General features: G+C 66.5%; 12 protein-coding genes. 8 read left to right on the top strand and 4 right to left on the bottom strand.

The genetic code is table 11. From position 1 onward, the window contains the following. Positions 1-3 precede the first annotated feature (3 nt). From pgsC to Pla123a_RS04720, 3 genes are all read right to left on the bottom strand, one after another. Positions 4-498 (bottom strand): poly-gamma-glutamate biosynthesis protein PgsC, encoded by a 495-nt coding sequence (gene pgsC / locus Pla123a_RS04730; protein WP_197527679.1) that lies wholly within the window; start codon positions 496-498, stop codon positions 4-6. Beyond that, positions 495-1,691, bottom strand: a complete 1,197-nt coding sequence (gene pgsB, locus Pla123a_RS04725; RefSeq protein WP_146584411.1) for a poly-gamma-glutamate synthase PgsB — start codon at positions 1,689-1,691, stop codon at positions 495-497. The genes pgsC and pgsB overlap by 4 nt, the downstream gene beginning before the upstream one ends. A gap of 223 nt (positions 1,692-1,914) precedes the next feature. Further along, positions 1,915-3,987: a sodium:solute symporter family transporter gene (locus Pla123a_RS04720; protein ID WP_146584410.1), complete on the bottom strand. Its 2,073-nt coding sequence runs from the start codon at positions 3,985-3,987 to the stop codon at positions 1,915-1,917. 328 nt (positions 3,988-4,315) lie between these two features. On the opposite strand from Pla123a_RS04720, the gene Pla123a_RS04715 reads away from it, so the two are divergent. The 4 genes from Pla123a_RS04715 (at position 4,316) to Pla123a_RS04700 (ending at position 7,470) form a co-directional block, all read left to right on the top strand. Beyond that, positions 4,316-4,819, top strand: a complete 504-nt coding sequence (locus Pla123a_RS04715; RefSeq protein ID WP_146584408.1) for a hypothetical protein — start codon at positions 4,316-4,318, stop codon at positions 4,817-4,819. A 410-nt stretch (positions 4,820-5,229) separates the two neighbouring features. Further along, on the top strand, positions 5,230-5,817 hold the full coding sequence (locus tag Pla123a_RS04710; RefSeq protein WP_146584406.1) for a hypothetical protein: 588 nt from the start codon (positions 5,230-5,232) through the stop codon (positions 5,815-5,817). Positions 5,818-5,874: 57 nt separating this feature from the next. Further along, positions 5,875-7,026 carry a pilus assembly protein TadG-related protein gene (locus Pla123a_RS04705; protein ID WP_146584404.1) on the top strand — a complete coding sequence of 384 codons (1,152 nt, stop codon included), beginning with the start codon at positions 5,875-5,877 and terminating at the stop codon, positions 7,024-7,026. 42 nt (positions 7,027-7,068) lie between these two features. Then, the gene (locus Pla123a_RS04700; RefSeq protein WP_146584402.1) at positions 7,069-7,470 is read left to right on the top strand and encodes a TadE/TadG family type IV pilus assembly protein; all 402 of its coding nucleotides are present in this window, start codon (positions 7,069-7,071) and stop codon (positions 7,468-7,470) included. Here the strand turns inward: Pla123a_RS04700 and Pla123a_RS04695 are convergent. Continuing rightward, on the bottom strand, positions 7,467-9,635 hold the full coding sequence (locus Pla123a_RS04695) for a retropepsin-like aspartic protease (protein ID WP_197527678.1): 2,169 nt from the start codon (positions 9,633-9,635) through the stop codon (positions 7,467-7,469). The two genes, Pla123a_RS04700 and Pla123a_RS04695, sit on opposite strands and share 4 nt — an antisense overlap. Before the next feature lie 486 nt (positions 9,636-10,121). On the opposite strand from Pla123a_RS04695, the gene Pla123a_RS04690 reads away from it, so the two are divergent. The 4 genes from Pla123a_RS04690 (at position 10,122) to Pla123a_RS04675 (ending at position 20,149) form a co-directional block, all read left to right on the top strand. Next, positions 10,122-13,226: a BamA/OMP85 family outer membrane protein gene (locus tag Pla123a_RS04690; protein ID WP_197527677.1), complete on the top strand. Its 3,105-nt coding sequence runs from the start codon at positions 10,122-10,124 to the stop codon at positions 13,224-13,226. A gap of 9 nt (positions 13,227-13,235) precedes the next feature. Next, positions 13,236-14,027: an FkbM family methyltransferase gene (locus Pla123a_RS04685; protein WP_146584396.1), complete on the top strand. Its 792-nt coding sequence runs from the start codon at positions 13,236-13,238 to the stop codon at positions 14,025-14,027. Positions 14,028-14,129: 102 nt separating this feature from the next. Beyond that, entirely contained in the window at positions 14,130-16,859 is a 2,730-nt protein-coding gene (mutS, locus tag Pla123a_RS04680; RefSeq protein WP_146584394.1) for a DNA mismatch repair protein MutS, read from the top strand. 593 nt (positions 16,860-17,452) lie between these two features. After that, positions 17,453-20,149 (top strand): hypothetical protein, encoded by a 2,697-nt coding sequence (locus Pla123a_RS04675; RefSeq protein ID WP_146584392.1) that lies wholly within the window; start codon positions 17,453-17,455, stop codon positions 20,147-20,149. Positions 20,150-20,242: the final 93 nt, after the last annotated feature.

Below are 20,242 nucleotides of genomic sequence, written 5' to 3'. Positions count from 1 at the left end.
CGTTTAAAGCTGATTGAGGGACATGCCAAAGATGAGGATCAAGATCAGCCGCACCACGATCGAGGCCGAGGTGAGCGCGCTGAGCGTCTCGACCAGGCCCTGGCGGTCGATCCAGATCGCGACCAGCCCGGGGATGATGTAGCCGATGACCTCCATCGCCGAGCCGTTCTCGAGGTCGGGCGTGTAGCCGGCCTTGATGAGGAGCTCCTCGACAGGCAGCAGCGAGAACACCGAGTTGAGCAGGAAGCCGACCAGGATCATCATCACGGTGCGTCGTTTGCCGTAGATAATGACGAAGGTCGACAGCAGCCGCACCACCAGGAAGGTGGCCAGCGCGCAGGCCAGGGTCAGCAGCACGTCGATGGGCTTGCCGAGGTACAGCGCGAAGTAGCCGGGCACGACCATGCCGCCCGCGGCCAGGCCGAACACCTCGGAGAACATCAGGCTGACAGCGAGCCCCACCCCGATCGAGACCGCCACGATATCCACATCAATCACTTGAACGCCCTCATGGTGCTGCGGTTGGCGAAGTAGCGGACCACGTCCAGACCCACGCCGCCGATGTTGGCCATGCCCATCACCAGGGCGGACCCCGCCGAAAGTTCAATACACCGCTCGAAGATCTCGTCCGCCTTGCGGTCCTCGAGGAAGACCAGCTTGAGGGCGTCGATGCCCTGCTTGGCCGCCTCGCGGGCGAACATAAAGGTGCCGGTGCCGATCAGCACGTAGTAGTCCGCCTGCGGCCACTGGGCGATGACGCGTCCCAGCTGGGCCGAGCGGTCCGGCCGGTCGACACGGCAGTTGAACACCGCGATGCGGCGTTTGACGTCCGGGTAGCGTTCGAGCGCCATCCGCCAGATGCGTTCGGTCGACTCCGGGTCGTTCGCCGCGAAGCCGTTGACAAACTTTATCTCCCGACCAAAGAAGTCCATCTCGTGAGCCACCATCGCGCCCGTGTCCGGCTTGGCCGCCCACATGCCCCGCAGGGCCGTGGACCGGTCGGCGCCGAGGTCCTCGCAGACCCGCAGGGCGAGCGCGACGTTCTCGGCGTGCTCGACGTAGGGGAAGCCGGCCAGGTCGAGCGGCGTGATCGCCGCCACGTCCTCTTCGGTGATGCCGATCAGCTCGGTGCCGCGGTCGTCGCACACCCTCTGGAAGAGGTCGATGTGGTCGCGCTCGGCGGTGAACAGCTTCTGGCCCGGCGGCGTCATGCCGAGCAACGCCAGCGCGACGTCCTTTTCGCCGGGTCCCATCACGTCGAGGTGGTCCTCGCGGGCGTTGGTGATCACTCCGTGGGTGGCGCGGACCAGCTTGTTCTCGCTGAGGTACTGCAGGTACGGGATCAGCGCCATGCACTCCATGACGATCGCCTCGGCGCCGAACTCGAGCGCCGCGTCGACGATGCGGATCTGCTCGATCACGTTGGCGCCGGCGGGCCGGAACACCGGGAACTCGGTGCCGTCCGGCAGGATCATCTGCGGCAGCGTGCCGGTGGTCTTGCAGCAGGTGCGGGTGCCGGACTCGCGGAGCCCCGCGGCGATCAGCCGCGCGACGCTCGACTTCCCGCGTGTGCCGTTGACGTGAATCCGGACCGGGATCTGGTTCAGACGGCGGCGGTGCAGGAACGATTCCGCCGCGCCGGCCGAGACCAGCAGACCGGTGGTAGCGAGTAGCGTGGCGAGGCCAACCATAGGATGAATGCACCGGGGCGGCCCCGGCAGGGCCGCAAAAAATCATGGCCCGCCTGTCCGTTCTCGGGGCCCTGTTCCGCCCGGACAATCTAGCGTATCTGGGCAGGCTGCCAAGACCAGCTTGGCAAAAAAGCGCGGCCGCCTGGGCGCTGAGCACCAAGCGGCCGCGTCGGGTTTCCCGGAGTCGGTCCCCGCCGGGCAGCCGCCCGGGGACGCCGCCTCGCTACCAGAATATGTAGTACAGCACGATCGTCAGCAGCACCGAGAACACGCCCATCACCTGGGCGAGGCGGCTGCTCCGCATGTCCATTTCGACGTTCACCGGCAGCTCGACCGGCTGCTTGAGCGGCTTCGCCAGGGTCATCGCCGTCAGCACCGCCAGGATGATCAGGAACGTCATCGACATCCGGTCGAGGAACGAGCGTTCGGCGATCCACTGCAGGGCGCCGATCTCGCCCAGCCCGGGGATGCTCGGGCCGAACTTGAACAGGCCGTACAGCACCGGGCTGAGCACCAACCCGACGATGCCGCAGTTGCGGGGCGCCCGATGCACCAGCAGACCGAACAAGAAGATCGCCAGCACGCCCGGCGAGATGAAGCCCTGGAATTCTTGGATGAACGTGAAGATGCCGGAGAAGCTCGGGTGACCCAGGTACGGGGCAATGAGCATCGCGATCAGCACAAACACCACGACGAAGAACCGACCCGCGCGGACCAACTCGGCCGCGGGGGCGTTGCCGCCACGGATCTTGTTGTAGATGTCCATCGTGGCGATGGTGGACGCCGAGTTGAGCATCGAGGCCAGCGAGCTCACCACCGCACCGAAGATAGCCGCCAGCACGAAGCCCTTCAGGCCGATGCCGATCGGCAGCAGCTCGCGGAGCAGGGTCGGGAAGGCGTTGTCGTAGTCGTGGGCGGCGAGCGTCGAGACCTCGATCGTGGCGTCTTCGGGGGTCTCGCTGCTGGAATCGCTCGCCTCGGCCAGCTCGGCCGCCGCGGCGTCGGGGCCGGGGGCGGCGGAAGCATCGGCGCCGGTAGTCCTAAGGTTGTGGCGGACAATCCGCGCGGCGTCCTCCGGGTGCAATTCGGCGAAGGCCTCGTCGAACTTGTACAGCCGCTCCCCGGTGGGGGCGGCCTCCAGCAGCCCGTCGATCTTGGCGAGCAGGCCCTTGTTCCGCGGGAGGTCGGCGTTCGGCTTGACCGAGTCGCTCAGCTCGGCGTAGAGCGAGGGGGAGTGCTCCGCGAAGATCTGGGCGTTGCGGCCCACGGCGTCCTCACGCAGCTCGCCGTTGAACAGGTTGAACGCGAGGATACCGGGGATCACGACAATGAACGGGATGATCAGCTTCAGCAGCGCGGCGAACACCACGCCCTTCTGCCCCTCGGCCAGCGACTTCGATCCCAGCGTCCGCTGGGTGATGTACTGGTTCAGGCCCCAGTAGAAGAAGTTGGGGATCCAGAGGCCGAGCACCAGCGCCGACCACGGGATCTTAGGGTCGTCGAGCGGCCGCTTCATGTGCAGCTTGCCCTCGGGCAGCGGCGCATCGTTGAGCTTCCAGAAACGGCCCCAGCCCCCTTCGTCCTGGATGTCAGCAACCGTCAGCTCGGCGTTGCGGCTTGTGAGCAGCAGCTCCTCCGGGTCGGTGCGTTCGAGCAGCGCAAACGCGAGGTAGGCGATGATGCAGCCGCCAATGATCAGCGCGGCGCCCTGGATCAGGTCCGCCCAGGCACAGGCCTTGAGGCCGCCGGCAAACACGTAGGCTGCGGCCAGCGTGCCGATAATCCAGCAGCCAACCGTGATGTTGCCGAGGTCGTAGCCCGCGACCAGGATGCCCTGGAAGTTGCCGGTGATGACCTTGGCGCCGGAGTAGATCACCGACGCGGTCGGCACGCCGACCAGGATGATCATCGTGGCGATCGCCATCCAGGTCCGGGAGAACGCGCCGTAGCGGTACTCGAGGAACTCCGGGATGGTGTAGATGCCGCTCTTGAGGAACTTCGGCAGGAACACAAACGCGACCACCACCAGCGTAATGGCGGCCATCCACTCGTAGCTGGCGATCGCCATGCCGAGCCAGGCCGCGGCCTCGCCGCTCATGCCGACAAACTGCTCGGTGCTGATGTTGGCGGCGATCAGCGAGAAGCCGACCAGCCACCAGGTCAGCCCGCGACCGGCCAGGAAGTAGTCCGAGGCGCCCTTCTCCCCCTCGGTGTCCTCGTCCTTGCTCTTGTAGAGGCCAATCGCGACGACCGCGACCACAAAGGCAACAAAGACAAATCCGTCGAGAGGTCCCATAGCGATCAAGCCTTTTGGAGGCGCGCCCTTAAAAGGCGCGGCCAGTGAGTGGGCCCGCAGCGCTAAATCGCCGCGAACTTCAATGGTTGTTCGTGTCTGTGCGGACCAGGAACCGCAGACGAGAGCCGCCATTGTAGCTAGCCGCCGGCCGGCGAGAAAGTCGGCCCGGGCGCCCCACAGCAGCGGGCGGGCCACGGATATCCAGCACAACCGCTCCAGCCGGACGCCGGGGCGGGCTGGTCGGGGCCCGCCGGACCGACGGTCCCTGCGACTTATGGCGTACAGTTCCAGAAGGGACTCACTATTTACACGTTACGGGAGGGCAAGCGTGCAGGACACCAAACGCCGCAGCAAGAAGTTCATCGACAAGGCCGTTCAGGGGGCGTTGATGCTCCGGGTCGCCCGGTACTGGGCGTTGAGCCTCTGCCTGGTGGCGGGACTGACCGCCGTGGGTTGGCTGTTTGTCTGGCCCGGCATCCCGTCAGTGGTGGGCAACTGGGACGCCGTAGCGCCCCTGGCCCAGGTGCTGCTGGTGGGGCTCGCGGTCACCATCGGGTTGATGCCCGTGGTGCTGTTCGACCTCGCGAAGATGTCGAACCGCTTCGTCGGCCCGGTGTACCGCATGCAGCGGTGCCTGAACGACCTCGCCGACGGCAAGCCGGTCCGCCCGGTCAAGTTCCGCGACGAAGACTACTGGCACGATCTGGCCGCCGCGTTCAACCGGGTGCTCGCTGCGCAGCAGCAACAGCCAGCGGCGCCGACCAAGGCCGAGGCGACTGCTGAACCGAGCGAAGCGGCCGCGACGCACGCCGAAGAACTGCAGGCGGTCTGAGGCCTAGGACGACGGGCGGGAGCGGCTTCCCACCACCCCCGAGCGGTTCCTCGCACCAATTCTGTTTTTACGCCGACTCGGGATTAAGAGTGAGCTACGGTTTCTATTAGGCAAGAGGCATTCGCGACGCGGTTATCGCCGCTGAGAAGCACGGCGGCGAGTGGGCACGATGCGCCGCACAGGGCAAGGCTTATCTCATCTTTGAGGGCACATTCTTCTAGGCGTGCTGGCAGCTCGCCTGGGGGGTCGCGCGGGGACTCGCGGCTCCGGCAAGTCGGCGCTACGCGTCGGCGTTCTTTTCAACTCATCTAATGTGGGCGGCGCTCTACGGCGCGCCCGGGAGGCGTTCTATGGCGAGGCTCACTCAACGCGCTACTTTATCGGCGGTGGCACTGGCGGCTTTCGCCGCGGTGGCCAGCTCCACCGCACTCGCAGACGAATCCGACGTCGTCATGATCGAGGAGCACTGGGAGCTCAAGGTTGGCGGACCCGACTCCACCCGCAATGCGCCGCAGGTCAGCATGGTGATGTCGCCCCGCGGGCACCTCAACGGCGACTTCTTTGTCGTGACATTCAACCACGGCAGCTTCCCCAATTTCTCTTCCGGCGGTGTGCAGGTGCAGCACTGGTACGGCGACAACTGCCTGGGCGCCAAGAACAGCTACAGCAAGCAGTCGCTGGTCTACGACGGCGAGACCGTGTCCTGGAAGCAACGAATGACCCTCGGCGGGGGGGCCCTAAAGTTTGAAGTCGTCGACGGCGACTCCGAGTCGTTCGGGACCTTCGGCAACGTCGGCGTGCTTCAGAGTGTGGTGCAGACCGAGCTGACAAGGCTCAACTACTACCTGCCCGCTATCTCGATCACCGAGTCGGGCATCGGCTTCGCCGGCAACCGCGTGTCGTCGCTGACGCTGCAGAAGCTCGTCTGGGAGACCGACGGCGGCGAGACGCACGTCCTCGAGGCGCCGATCGATATCGCGACCGGCCTCGACCCGTAGCGTTTCGATCGGTCCTCGGTCTGTCACACGATCCGCAACCCACTAGGGCTTCATCCCATGTCTAAAGCACACCCGTCGCAACGCCGCGGCGTCATCGCAATCCTGGCGGCAGTCTTCTCGGTCGTGATGATCGGCATGGCCGCGTTCGCGGTCGATATCGGGTACATGCTCTCGGTCAAGGAAGAGCTGCAGCGGACCGCCGACGCGGCCGCCCTGGCCGCGTGCTGGGACTACAGCCAGCAGCTGGTCGACGGCGTTCAGCCCGACCTGGCCGAGCAGTCCGCCCGCCTGGCCGCCTCTAGCTACGCCGGCAGCAACGTGGTCAGCACCGAGGCGCCCGCCCTCAACACCAACTATTCGAACTCGCCGACTGGCGACCTCGTGTTCGGCCACGTCAGCGACGTCTACGGCACGAACATCCAGCTCGACACCAGCGGCGCCAACGTCTTCAATGCCGTGCACGTGAAGGTGCGTCGTGACGAGAGCGTCAACGGACTGGCGCCCTACTTCTTCGCACGCATCTTCGGCAAGACCGGTCAGTCGCTCGAGGCCAGCGCCACCGCCGCCATCGTGCGGGACATCAAGGGATTCCGCACCCTCAATGGCGGCGGCAACATCGACATCCTGCCGTTCGCCCTCGACCTCGACACCTGGAACGGCTGGGTCGCCGGCTACGGCGACGACAACTACAGCTACAACGAGGCGACCAAAACGGTCTCGTGCGGGTCCGACGGCAAGCTCGAGGTGAACCTCTACCCACAGGGCACCGGCTCGCCCGGCAACCGCGGCACGGTCGACATCGGCAGCAGCAACAACAGCACCGCCGACATCTGCCGGCAGATCCTCGACGGCATCAGCTCCGAGGACCTCGCCTACCACACCGGCGTGCTGGAATTCGACTCGTGCGGCAAGCTTTACCTCAACGGCGACACCGGCATCAGCGCCGGCTGCAAGGATGAGCTGGCCGCCATCAAGGGCCAGCCCCGCGCTATCCCAATCTTCAGCGAAGTCAACGGCCCCGGCAACAACGCCATCTACACGATCGTCAAGTGGTACGGCATCCGCATCATGGACGTCAAGCTGACCGGACCGATGAACAAGAAGCACGTCACGATCCAGGCCGCCCCGCTGGTGACCTCGGGCGTCGTGCCCTCCTCTTCGGAGGGGACCAGTTCGTATGTCTACTCCCCCGTTGTGCTGCTTCAATAAGCCGCCGTCACCACTCCGGTAACCAGCCGCCCGGGAATCAATATGTCTAGAGATAATCAACGCCGCGGCGTCGCGGCGGTCGAGTTCGCTCTGATCGCACCGCTGTTCTTCATGCTGCTGCTCGGCTCGATCGAGCTGAGCCGGGGCTTCATGGTTCAGCAGGTGCTGACCAACGCCTCGCGTGTCGGGGCACGCGAAGCGATCACGCTGTCCGCCACCCAGTCGGGAGTCCAGTCGGAGGTCACCTCCTACTGCTCCGGCATGGGCGTCGACAACACGGTGGTGACCATCACGCCCAGCCCGTCGACCGCGCGGGCGGGGGACGAGATGAGCGTCACGGTGTCGGTGCCGTACTCTGACATCACCTGGCTGCCGGCGCCGCAGTTCCTGGCCGGGCAGACGCTCACCGCGACTTCGGTGATGCGGAAGGAAGGGCTCGACTAGTCGCGACTCGCACGCGACAACCCGAGCAAACCGGCTAGGGCTAACATCGCGATGGCGGTTGGCTCGGGCGCCGCTCCCCCGGACGAGGCCAGCGTGGCGCCGTAGTTGGCGCGCCAGTAGCCAAGGTCCGCCTCGTCGTAGTTGGTTCCGAAGCCGCTCCGCCACACCGAGTAGTCGGCGGCGTCAACGACGCCATCGGAGTTGAAGTCTCCCTGCAGGCCAACGCCCTCGTACGCCAGGACAACACTGTTGGACTCGTAGCGAACGTCCCACAGGTAGCCGAGTGGCAGACGGGTCGCGTTGAACTCGCCGAGGACTCCCTCGCCAGCGGAGATAAGCGTGAAGGTGTCGCTCGTGCTGGGCGTGAAACCTGGGCTAAGCGAGACTTCTAGTTCGCCATTAAGAAAAGCGTACCTCGACACATTGACCTCGTCAGAGGCCGTTCCAACCGTGAACTGCATCACGCCTTCACGTAGGTTGGCGAGGTCGCCCGTGATATCGAGTTCGCCCTCGGGGGCGATGGTCCCCGAGATGTTCCTGACGGCCCCATTGATCGGCCCGTTGCCTACGAGGATCTCGCCGCCGCCGGTCAGCTCCCCGCCTTCAATGTTGATAAACGCCGCGTCGATCCGCGCGCCTGCTTCGACATCCACGACGGCGTCGGCGCCAATGACGACATCGTGAAACACGGTTAGCGTGGCGCTCGCCCCGCCGCCGACAACCGTCAGTCGGGTGGGTGACTGCGCGGTCCCCTCAACGGTCACCCGGTAGACGGTGTGGTCCTGGACGACGTCCGACGTGGTGGGCGCGGAACCGGCGCCCCGGACCTGCACTTCCCACAACTCGCCCGGCACGCCAGCGGCGGACCACTTGCTAGCGGTCGACCACTGCCCACTGGCCGCGGACCACCGGTGGGGGGAGGTCACCGGGTCGCCGATGTACAGGCTCGGCCCAACGCCTCCCTGACCGATGGACGGGTTGGCGTCAATCACCAAATTGCGGCCGTTAAACAAGTGCGTGCCGATGATGCCGTCGATGATGTTGCCCGGGTCGTTTGGGTTGGTGACGTCCAGCACCGCGACCGGCACGTTGGTAAGCGTGAACGAGCCGCCGATCGTGTCGACGTTGAGCTCGTCGATGTAGAACCCAGGCACGCCGTCCTGCACGCCACCCGAGCCCTCGACTGATAGCACGAAGTCGGGCGTATCGAGCACGGCGTCGAAGCCAAGCCGCACCGCCATCTGCTGCGAGATGACCGTCAGGTCGGCGCCCGTGTCGAACAGCAGTGCCTTGTCCTGCTGGGTCCGGCCGTCGTTCGCGAAGTCGACCTCCAGGTACATGCCACCGCCGTTGCCGCTGGAGTCCTGAATTACCGACGGCGACGCCGGATTGTTGGCGACGTCGATGTCGCCGCCGCCGCTGAGGATGTCGTCGAAGTCGAGGTTGAACACGTACTGCGGCCCCTGCACAAAGCCGATACCGGGCTGCAGCAGTAGCGGCGCGCGGCGGGTGATGCCCTCGCTGGCGCCGGTTCCGATCTCGCTGAACTCAATCTGCGGCGTGCGGACCGTGCGGCCCTGGTGCTGGAAGATCTGCGGCTGGTCGTTGCGGATCACGACCGTGTGGTGGGCGGCCATCGGCAGGCCAATAATGTTGGGCAGCTCCCACTCGTTGGGCGCGGTCAGGGTCGCGAAGCTGGTCTCGCCCCGCAGCGCGGACTGGCTGATGCCAAGCGAAGTCCCGGCCGAGGTGCGGTCGCCCAAGCCCGCGGCGTAGATGCCCGCGGCGTCGTTGATCTCGAGCAGGATCTGCCCGGTGGCGCCGCCGACGATCTGGGTGTTCGTGCCGCGCAGCCCGGCGCCCTGGATATCAAAGCCGGCGAAGGCCTCTTGCGTGATAATGTGCGTCGCGGCGCCCGAGTCGAACAGTGCGAGGTCGAAGTACGGCGTACCGCCGGCGCCGAGCAGCGGCGCGCCGGGGCTGTCTGACGCGTCGGCAATGAAGGGGATGTCTCCCAGGTCGAGCGAGTCGAGGGTTTTGGACTCGTCGGTCATCCCGAAACCGACGAACGGGATAAACCCGCCGAGCGAGACGCCCTGCGCCCAGGCCGCACCGCCGCCGCCCGCCAGCAGCAGGCCGGCCGTCAGGCCCGCAATTGTTCGCACCCAGTTTCTCTGCGCAGTGGTCATCGGTTTGAAGCCTCGAGACGGCCGCGCTAGCAGGCGGCGCGTCGTGAAACGGGTGGCGGTTTGAGCCTGCGGTAGGTTCCGAGCTACCGGTCCGCCAGATACGGCCACGGGTTGGAAATTCCCCGCGAAATAAGCACCTGTAGACTAGGCAGCCGCCAAATGGGGGTCAAGTAATTGGCGGCCCACGGGCGGCCGTTTCGGGCATTCGCACCAAGCGACTTGCGGTTCGACGCTCCGTCGGCGACGCCGGCCCCCGGCGGGGTGCTAGCGGGCCGGGCCAATCTGCCTTGTGACGGGTGCGGGGTTCTTGTATCTCTACGCGGCCTTTTATCCCGGCGCGGAACCTCGAAACCCGCTCGGTGACCGGCGAGATCGGCGGCCCCGGCCGCCACGGCAGTTCAAGCAAGCTGCTACGACAGACGCCTGACGCGAGCAACACGCCTGATCCCTATGACGAACCTAGTGACCAGATCCATCCGATCGCGAATGTGCCTGGCCGGCGTGCTCTCGCTCGCGGCCTTCGCCGCCTATGCGCAGGGCCCCGGCGGCGGGCTGCCGTCGTCGCCATCGGGGCGACCCGCGATCATGCCCGAAACCATCGCCACCCCTGCGCCCTCGGGGCCATCGCTGCTGGCGGGGGAGGAACTCGTTTCTGATATCATCGTCGAGGGCAACAAGACCATCCCCGCCGCGAAGATCACGGCGCAGATCTCGACCCGCGTCGGCCGTCCGTTCGACTCCGCCGCGCTGGCGCGCGACGTGCGCAAGCTGGCCTCGATGCCGTGGTTTGTGAGCGTGCGTCCCTACTCGAAGAAGACCGACGCCGGCCGCGAGGTGACGCTCCGCGTGGTCGAACGCACCACCGTCCGCTACATCAGCTATCTCGGCAACTCGAAGCTCAAAGACAAGAAGCTCGCCAAGGAGACCGGCTTGAAGGAGGGCGCCGCGGTCGACCCGTACCTGGTGGAAGACGGCCGCCGCAAGATCCTCGCGGCCTACTCCGACGGCGGCTTCCCCAACGCCCAGGTGACCATCCTCGAGGGCGACAAGCCCGACGACCGCGGCATCGTGTACGTCATCAACGAGGGCGTGAAGCAGAAGATCTGGTCGGTCAGGTTCGAGGGCAACGACTCCGACTTCGCCAGCGACCGGCGGCTGAAGACCCGCGTCAGCACCAAGCCGGGCTACTTCTACCTGATCGGCGGAAAGTTCAACCGCGAGGCCCTCGACGCCGACGTCCGCAAGCTGACCGAGTACTACCGCGCCTTCGGGTTCTTCCAGGCCGAGGTCGGCCGCACGCTGGAGTTCAACGACTCCGGTGAGTGGGTGACCGTCCGCTTCGTGATCCACGAGGGCCCCCGCTACGAGGTCCGCACGGTCCGCTACGTCGGCAACGAGAAATTCAGCAACGACTCCCTCTCGCTCGGCTCCAAGCTGCCGCAGGGCGAGTTCTTCGAGCAGGCCAAGATGAACGCCGACGTCGAGTGGCTCAAGGAGGTCTACGGCAGCCAGGGCTACGTCTTCGCCGACGTGCGGGCGGAGCCCGTCTTCCTCGAGGAGCCCGGCAAGATCGACCTCGTCTACCACGTCGACGAGGGCAAGAAGTGGCGGGTTGGCCGCGTCTTCGTGCACATCGACGGCGAGAACCCCCACACCCGCATTCAGACCGCCCTCAACCGGATGTCCCTCCGGCCGGGCGAGATCATGGATATCCGCGAGCTGCGGGCGAGCGAGCGACGGCTGCAGGCCAGCCAGCTGTTCCTCTCGGACCCCGCGCGGGGCATCTCGCCGAAGATCACCTACCGCATCCCCGAGCTCGACGAATCGGAGTTCGTCGCCTCGAACGGCGACGCCATTCGCGGGCAGAGCCCCGAGGAAGAGTCTTGGATCATCGCGCAGCTCAAGCGGCCGGGCCGTCGGCTGTACCAGGCGTTCACCAAGGACGCACAGCCCGCTGCCAACGACACCCCACAGGTCGACGTCCACATCGACCTGCCGGACGGAACGCTCCCCCCGGACCTGCGCCGCCTGCCGCCGGTCGACGCGCCGCAGCGTCACCAGGCCTTCAAGCCGCCGATCACCGAGCGCGACGCCTGGCAGTCGGCCAACCGCCCGGTGCACGACGCCTACGCGGGTCTGTCGCTGCCCGACAGCGCCGTTGTGCGTGGCCAATCGCCCCAGGGCGGAAGCCCATACCAGCAGCCGGCCTACGGCGGCATGCTGCCGCGGGCGACCAACCCCGGCTCCGCGCCGGTGGCCGCGCCCCAGCAGCCGGTCCAGGCCGTTCAGTACGAACAGTACGAACCCAACATGCCGGTCTACGACCCGCAACCGACCTACCCCCAGCAGCCGACGCCCGCCTTCCCGCCGCCCGCGGCGGCCTACCCGCAGGCCCCCGCGACCTCGCCAAGCGATTTCGGGTCGGCGGGCGCCCCGTACCCCTCGGTGCCCGCGGCGCCGAGCACCACGGTCGACCCCTACCTGTTCCCCAACCAGAACTTCGCCACCGGCGACCCGGCGGTCGATATCCACGTCCAGCTCGCCGAGGCCCAGACCGGCCGCTTCATGGTCGGCGTTGGCTTGAACTCCGACGCGGGCGTGGTTGGTCAGATCATGGTCGACGAACGCAACTTCAACTGGAAGCGCGTCCCCACCAGCTGGCAGGACGTTGTGAACGGCACCGCCTTCCGCGGCGGCGGCCAGAGCTTCCGCATCGAGGCCGCGCCGGGCACCCAGGTGCAGCGGTACCTGATGAGCTTCACCAACCCCTACGTGTTCGACACGAACATCAGCATGTCGCTGTCGGGGTCGTACTACACCCGCCAGTACGACGACTGGCAGGAGCAACGCCTCGGCGGCCGCATCAGCTACGGCTACCAGTGGACTGAGAACGACCTCTCGGCCCGGCTCACCTACCGCGGCGAGAATGTAAACATCAGCAACGCGTCGGCCGACCTGCCCGAAGCGGTCGCGGTGGAGGGTGACAACAGCCTGCACGGCTTCGGGGTGGTGGTCGCCAACGACACCCGCAACAACCCGTTCTTCGCCACCAGTGGCCATTACGTCGAGATGCAGGTCGAGCAGGTGGTAGGGACCTTTGTCTACCCCCGCGCCACGGTCGACGCCCGCAAGTACTTCCTGCTCAACGAGCGGCCCGACCACTCCGGTCGGCACGTGCTGGTGGCGCAGACGCGGCTCGGCTTCAGCGGCGACGACACCCCGGTCTACGACCGGTTCTTTGCCGGCGGCTACTCGACCATGCGTGGCTTCGACTTCCGCGGCGCCTCGCCGCGTGCGGGCGGCGACTTCATGTTCCTCAACACGCTCGAGTACCTGTTCCCGCTCACCGCCGACGACATGGTCAACGGCGTCTGCTTCTGCGACTTCGGCACGGTCGAGGACTCGGTCAAGATCAACGACTGGCGCGTCGCGCCGGGCGTGGGTCTGCGGATCCAGGTGCCGGCCATGGGCCCGGCGCCGATCGCGCTCGACTTCGCCTGGCCGGTCGCTCGCGCCGATACCGACGAGCTGCAGGTGTTCACGTTCAACGTCGGATTCATGCGTTAGGCGATCGCGATGTCGTTGCTCAGATTGTTCAAGCGGCAGACCGGATTCCTCATGCCCAGCGGCGCCGGCCTGCGGCGGGGGCAGGACCGACTGCTGCACCGCCTGGGGCTCCGCCGCACGCGCGACCCGCTGCCGTTGATCACCGACCCCAAGCTGACTTACGGCAGCGTGCTGCCGCTCGCCATCAGCGACGCCCTGCACGACCAGCCCGACTTCACGTTCCTGCAGATCGGCGCCTACGACGGCCTCGCCCACGACGACCTCCACGGCGTCATCGCGCGGCACGCACTGCGGGGCGTGCTGGTCGAGCCGCACCCGTCGGCCTTCAGCCGGCTCAAGTCGCTCCACGGCGACGACCGCAGGCTGACCCTGCTCAACGCGGCGATCGACCACCGGGCCGGGACCCGCGAGCTCTACTCTCCCCCGCGCGCCGACACGCAGCTCGCCTCGTTCGACCCGTCGCACGTCATGCGGGCCGGCTTCGGTCGCGACGAGCTGAACACCCACCAAGTCGACTGCCTGACGATCGACGACGCCCTGCGGCTCGGCGGCCTGCAGGAGGTCGACCTGCTGCACATCAACGCCGGCGGCCACGACCACGAGATCCTCGCGAGCCTCGACCTGGACCGCGTCCGCCCGTCGCTGATCCGCTTCGAGCACCGCTTTGCCCCGCGAGGCGAACTGAACGCGTGCCTCGCGAGGCTGTCCCGCTACGGCTACCGCTTCCACGCCGAGCCGCACAGCGTCATCGCGATCGGCAAGCGCCGCCGGGCCGCCCCGGCCCTGCGGCTCGCGGCCTAGGTGCGCCCCGACAATCTGGCCGCCCCGCGTCAAGCCACTTGAGCCGCCCCCGGCCCGTGGTTTAGCATTCACGGCTTCGCCCACGAACGGAGCCGTGTCGCAATGTCGCTTAGTCCAATGATGCAGCAGTACCACCAGGCCAAGGAGGCCGCGGGGGACGCGCTCTTGCTGTTTCGGATGGGCGACTTCTACGAGATGTTCCACCAGGACGCCAAGGACGCGGCCGAGCTGCTGGGCATCACCCTCACGCGCCGCGACAAGGGCGACCCGGAACGCGGGATCGAGCCCACCCCGATGGCGGGCTTCCCCCACCACCAGCTCGACCAGTACCTGGCCCGCATCGTCCGCGCCGGCCGCCGGGCCGCCATCTGCGACCAGATGGAGGACCCCAAGCAGGCCAAGGGGATCGTCCGCCGCGAGGTGACCCGCATTGTCAGCCCCGGCACGCTGACCGAGGACGGGCTGCTCGACCCCAAGAGCAGCAACTTCCTCGCCGCGGTGGTCCCGGCGGGCGAGTGGATCGGGCTGGCGTGGGTCGACGTGTCGACCGGCCGCTTCACCGCCACCGCGTTGGCCGCCGACCGGCTGGCCGACCAGGTAGTCCGCATCGCCCCCAGCGAGTGCCTGCTGTCGTCCGAGCTGACCGAGCCGGTCGACCTCCCCGAGCGCTGCACCCGCACCACGCGTCCCGGCTGGGCTTTCGGCCAGCAGGTCGCGACCGAGGCGCTCAAGAAGCTGCTCGGCGTGAAGTCGCTCGACGGGTTCGGCTTCGACGAGGACAACGAGCGGCACGCGCTCGCCATCCGCGCCGCGGGCGCGATCGTCGACTACCTGCAGGAAACCCAGCGGTCGCAGCTCGGCCATATCGATCGCCTCCTCCCGTTCGAGAACGAGTCCACCCTCCAGATCGACGCCGCCACCTGGCGGAGCCTCGAGATCGCCCACACCCTCCGCGACGGCCGCCGCGAGGGCGCGCTGCTTGGCGTCATCGACCGCACGGTCACGTCGACCGGGGCCCGGCTCTTGGCCGAGTGGCTCCGCGGCCCACTGACCGACGCCCCGCGGATTAACGCCCGGCTCGACGCGGTGGCCGAGCTGGTCGACCACGCCTCGCTGACCGACGCGGTCCGCGAGCGGCTCCGCGCCGTGTACGATATCGAGCGGCTGGTCTCCCGCGTCACTACCGGCCGGGCCAGCCCGCGTGACCTGTCGTGCGTCGGCCGCACGCTGGCCGGGCTGCCGACCCTCAAGGCGAAGCTCTCTGGCCGGTCGAGCGAACGCCTCACCCAGATCGAACAACGCATCGACCTGTGCCCCGAGCTCCGCGCCAAGCTCGAGGCCGCCCTCGAGGAGGACTGCCCCCCGAAGGCCGCCGACGGCGGCTTCGTCCGCGCCGGCTACCTGGCGGACCTCGACGAGTGCCGCGAGCTGATGACCGGCGGCAAGCAGTGGATCGCCAAGTACCAGGCCGAGCAGGTCGAGGCGACCGGCATCCCGTCGATGAAGGTCGGCTTCAACAAGGTGTTCGGCTACTACCTCGAGGTGACCCACGCCCAACGCGACAAGATCCCCGACAACTTCATCCGCAAGCAGACCCTCAAGAACGCCGAGCGGTACATCACGCCCGAGCTCAAGGAGTACGAGGAGAAGGTCCTGTCGGCAGAGGAACGGGTCAAGGAAATCGAACTCCGCGTGTTCGGCGAGCTGTGTGAATTGGTCGTCGAGGCCGGCCGGCGGCTGCTGTCGACCGCCGCCGCGCTCGCCGAGCTCGACGTGCTGGCCGGCCTGGCCGACCTGGCCCGCAGCCGCGCGTACACGCGGCCCACGATGGTCGACGCACCGGTGCTCGACGTCGCCGAGGGCCGCCACCCCGTGCTCGACGTGATGCAGCCCGAGGGGCAGTTTGTTCCTAATGGTGTTTCGTGTGCCGCGCGGCCCGATGACCCCGAGGCGCTGCTGAACGCTGATAACGTGGTGAAAGGGGAAACGGGAAAGGCGAAAGGGGAAGGCTCTGACCCGGCCCCTTCGCTCCTGCTTATCACCGGCCCCAACATGGCCGGCAAGAGCACCTACATCCGCCAGACCGCGTTGATCACGCTACTCGCGCAGATCGGCAGCTTCGTGCCCGCCAAGTCGGCGACCATCGGCGTGGCCGACCGGCTGTTCGCCCGGGTCGGCGCTTCCGACGAACTCTCCCGCGGCCAGTCGACCTTCATGGTCGAGATGACCGAGACCGCCCGCATCCTCAACACGGCCACCCGCCGCAGCCTGGTCGTGCTCGACGAGATCGGCCGCGGCACCAGCACGTACGACGGACTGTCGCTCGCGTGGGCGATCACCGAGTGCCTGCACAACGACATCGGCTGCCGCGCGCTGTTCGCCACCCACTACCACGAGCTGACCGACCTCGCCAACCAGCTCCCCGGGGTCGCCAACCGCAGCGTCGCTGTGCACGAGCACCAGGGCGACGTCGTGTTCCTGCACCAGATCGTCGAGGGCGCCGCCGACAAGAGCTACGGCATCCACGTCGCCCGGCTGGCCGGGGTGCCCCGCGGCGTGAACCAACGGGCCGAGGAGATCCTCGCCCTGCTCGAGTCGCAGCACGACAACAGCAGCGAGCTCCACACGCTCGAGTCGAGCCCCACGCTCTCCACCCCCACCTCCAAACCCACGGCTGCTCCCCGCGCGGCGTCTGACAACCTGCAGCTGCAGCTGTTCGACGCGTACGAGCACCCGGTGGTCGACAAGCTCCGCCGCGTCGAGATCGACGGCACCACCCCGCTCGACGCGCTGCTGCTCCTGCGGGAGTGGAAGGAATCGCTCGGCGGCTAAACACCTTTCGAGTAGCCGGCGAGCTACGCCTCGGCGGACGCCCCGCTAGCGACTCTCATCAAGCCGACCCGGCCACCGAGTTTTGTCCCCCAAGACGACATCGATTTATAGGGACAAAAGTCGCCCCCCATCTCGGGCGCCGCTTCTCGCAAACCCCACACTCACAACACGTTAGGCAGAGAGCCCGAACGCTGCCCTCCCGACTTTTGTCCCTTTTTGCGCGCCAGCGAGGACAAAAGCTCCCCAAGCGACACCAGCAACCCTCGGCGGAAGCCGGTGATATTCGGCCCCGCTGAGCCAAACCAGGCCAACGCCGCCCGCGACGGCTGCTGCCACCCAGCGCCTACCGTCTAGCGCCCCTTCATTGGACCGCGCTGGCTGCCCGCTCGCCACAAAGAAATTGCCTAAATCCTCAACTGTATTGCGATGTACATCCAGCGCTCGTTGCCTCAACCCAGCAGCGCCAGCAATGCCTGCACGCGGTTAGCCGTTGGCGGACAAGCCGCCTCCCAGTAGTATCTCCGCCCACTCGGCACGAGTTCACTCTTGGTGGAGGAGACTCGTCGCCGTGACCGCAAACAGGGCGCTCTGAATTGGCTAGCTCAGGAAGAACTCTAGCAACCTGCCAACTGCGCTTTGAACTCCTGGAGAAGCGGGACCTCCTCACGCAGCTATCGCCGGCTCTGCTGCAGGCCGACAACGTCGAACCCGCGTCGAACATCGGCGAGGTCTCTGCTGAAGCCATCGCGGTGGATCAAGCAACCTCAACCGAAGCCCAACCTGCGCAAACGGCGCCCGCAGCGAACGCCTTTGACGAACTCGCCCCCTTCACGCTGGCCAGGAACGGCGACGGTTTTCTGCTGGTCGCCGGCCCCAATTCGGAACCCTGGCTCACTCGGCATACGGAGATTGAAGTTGACGACCAAGGCCGGCTGCTCACGGCCAACGGCTACCAGCTTCTTGGCTTCGCACTCGACGCAATCGGCGAACCGGCAGGCGACGAACTCATCCCGCTCAGCGTCGCAGGCCTGGAGATCGCCGCGCGTCAGACGGCGGCGATTGAGCTCCGGGGAGTCGCCAACCCCGACCTAGCCGAAGGGACGACGCTTCGATCGTCCGCGGTCGTCTTCGGCCCTCTGGGTGACGAGATCAATGTCTCGATAACACTCACTAGAACTGGGGGATCCTACGCTGCGCTCTACGACTGGGAAGTCTCGACGCCTTCCCTGGGGGGGTCTTCACTCACGATTGAATCGGGAACACTTGGGTTCGATCAACGAGGAAGAGCAACGATAGAGCATCTACAGCTGAACGTGCCGCATGAAGACACGAGCTTCAGCGTGCTGCTCGACTTCACGAACCTGCACGCATTGGGAGAAGTGAACGCCTACGGAGAATACGTCGGTAACCTCGACGCTCGCCAGCTCGATGGCCTGCCGATGAGCCCGCTCGATGGGCTGCACGTAGGCAACGACAGCGACTTGAACGTTTACTACCAGTCGGGGCACTGGGAACGGATCAGCCGAGTAGCCGCCGCCATCGTCGCCAACCCGCACGGCTTGGTCGAGGCCGAAGCCGGCTACTACGCCGCCACGCCCCAGTCAGGTGCGCCAAAAATCCTCCGGGAGAATCCGCCCTACGGTGGTTCGACACTGCAGGTGCAACCAGGGTTCAAGCTTCTGCCCGACGGGCGGTACGTATCGGAATTGTCCGACGAAGAGCCGCGCTTCGATCCTTCCTTCTTGTCGACACTGAATATCCGCTACCCCTGGATCGTCCGAGAGGTCGAGATCGAGCTGGACCCCGGCGAGCGGCTGCTGGTCCAGCACGCCAACGGCGCCGTCAGCCAATCGTCCCCACAGCGGCTGCGGCTCAATGCCCAGCGAGAACTGGTGACGCCGACCGGACTGCGGGTGCTCGGCCGGCTTGCCGGCGACCAGTCGGCGCTGACTCCGATCACCGTGCCGCTTGGCGACACCCTGTCCGAGGCGACGCAGAACGTTGTCCTGACGGGACAAATCGCGCCCGACGGCCAGCCCGCCACGACGCCCCAGACGATCGAATCGGTCGTGTTGTACGAAGTCGATGTCGATGCCGGCCAGGCGAATCCCGACGCCATCCCGGACTTGGCTGCCCTGGACTCACGGCTCATCGACGTCGTAATCGGCGATAGCGGCGACTACCGTCATCTCTTCCGGCCGGGCACGCTCACGGTGGGGCGTACCGCGGGAGGAATCGATCGCTACCCTGGCGCATTCCCGATTGGGCCCGAGACGCTTGTTGCGGACCTGATCGAGTTCCTCGACGCCTACCTGTTTGGGGACCCAAGCTCACGGCCGCAAACGTCGGGCGAGGTTTCTCTCGTCGAGGGCAGGATTCGCGTGGTTTCTAACCTGGGGCAGGCAAACGCGATCACCTTCTCGAAATCTAGCTTCACGCTGCAGTCGCCCGACGCTTCGGTGTCCTATTCGGTTCCCTTGTGGTTTGAATCCACGGCCTGGGCGGATGGAGAAGCCTTCGCGACCTCCTTCGTGGTCTACCCAGAAGAAGGGAACTATCACGGCGTGAACTTGTACTTCTACCTGGCGTCAAGTGATGCAGACCGCTTGACCTACCGTTGGAGGGCCATCGACTGGGACGCCCCACCTGGCTCCGACCAAACCATCGGCTTCGGAGAGGTTGAGTTCGTTGTCGAAGGAGACCGCGTGCTCGCAAGCCCGCTACAGCTTCGCCTGCCAGGTTCCGATGAGGGTCGTCTCGTTGCTTTGCATTTCGACGACCTGGTGGTAGCCGAGCCGGGCGACGAGCACTACCAGGGACGCTCGGGCCTGCCGTTGGAATCGGTGGACGGCTTTCGCCCCCTGACGCTGACCCGCTACCAGATTGCTTCGACTGGCGAGGTTGTGGGCGGATTCTCTGTCGCACGCACGGTCACGCTTGGCCAGGTCGAGGTCGTCCAAGCCCGGCCTCCGATCGAGGTCGACGGCCCCGGCAGCGACAGCCCCCGACAAGGCCCTCAACAGGGCCCTCAACAAGGTCCACGGCGGCCAGCAATCCAACGCGCCGACTCTCCAGCCGACCTCCCCTACAAGCTGCTCGTCCGGCAGCATTCGCTGCAGAAATCGAGAGCGATCAGAGATCACGATTCTCTTTGGCGGACAGGCGGAGCGTCTCGCACCGCTACCGATGTGGTGGGGAGCCCACCAGGGACTTCATTGCCTGACCTCCTGGCAAGCTCCTGGCGGTGGATTGCGGATCTACTCTACACCGTGGCTGGCTCTCTCAGGTAGAGCTCAATCTCCTTCTTGGCCAGCCGCCACCACGCGCGCCCCTCGGCGCGTCATTTGCACCGTCCGCGTTGGACGAGGCCCTTCACCGGCTTC

Origin of the sequence: Posidoniimonas polymericola (assembly GCF_007859935.1) — a bacterium.
Classification (GTDB): Bacteria; Planctomycetota; Planctomycetia; order Pirellulales; family Lacipirellulaceae; genus Posidoniimonas; species Posidoniimonas polymericola.
This window is presented reverse-complemented; position numbering and strand designations above follow the sequence as displayed.

Excerpts from the sequence above, each read along its gene's own strand:
- Pla123a_RS04700 (WP_146584402.1), top strand. The coding sequence starts at position 7,069 with ATGTCTAGAGATAATCAACGCCGCGGCGTCGCGGCGGTCGAGTTCGCT.
- Pla123a_RS04720 (WP_146584410.1), bottom strand. The coding sequence starts at position 3,987 with ATGGGACCTCTCGACGGATTTGTCTTTGTTGCCTTTGTGGTCGCGGTC.
- Pla123a_RS04685 (WP_146584396.1), top strand. The coding sequence starts at position 13,236 with ATGTCGTTGCTCAGATTGTTCAAGCGGCAGACCGGATTCCTCATGCCC.
- pgsB (WP_146584411.1), bottom strand. The coding sequence starts at position 1,691 with ATGGTTGGCCTCGCCACGCTACTCGCTACCACCGGTCTGCTGGTCTCG.
- mutS (WP_146584394.1), top strand. The coding sequence starts at position 14,130 with ATGTCGCTTAGTCCAATGATGCAGCAGTACCACCAGGCCAAGGAGGCC.
- Pla123a_RS04705 (WP_146584404.1), top strand. The coding sequence starts at position 5,875 with ATGTCTAAAGCACACCCGTCGCAACGCCGCGGCGTCATCGCAATCCTG.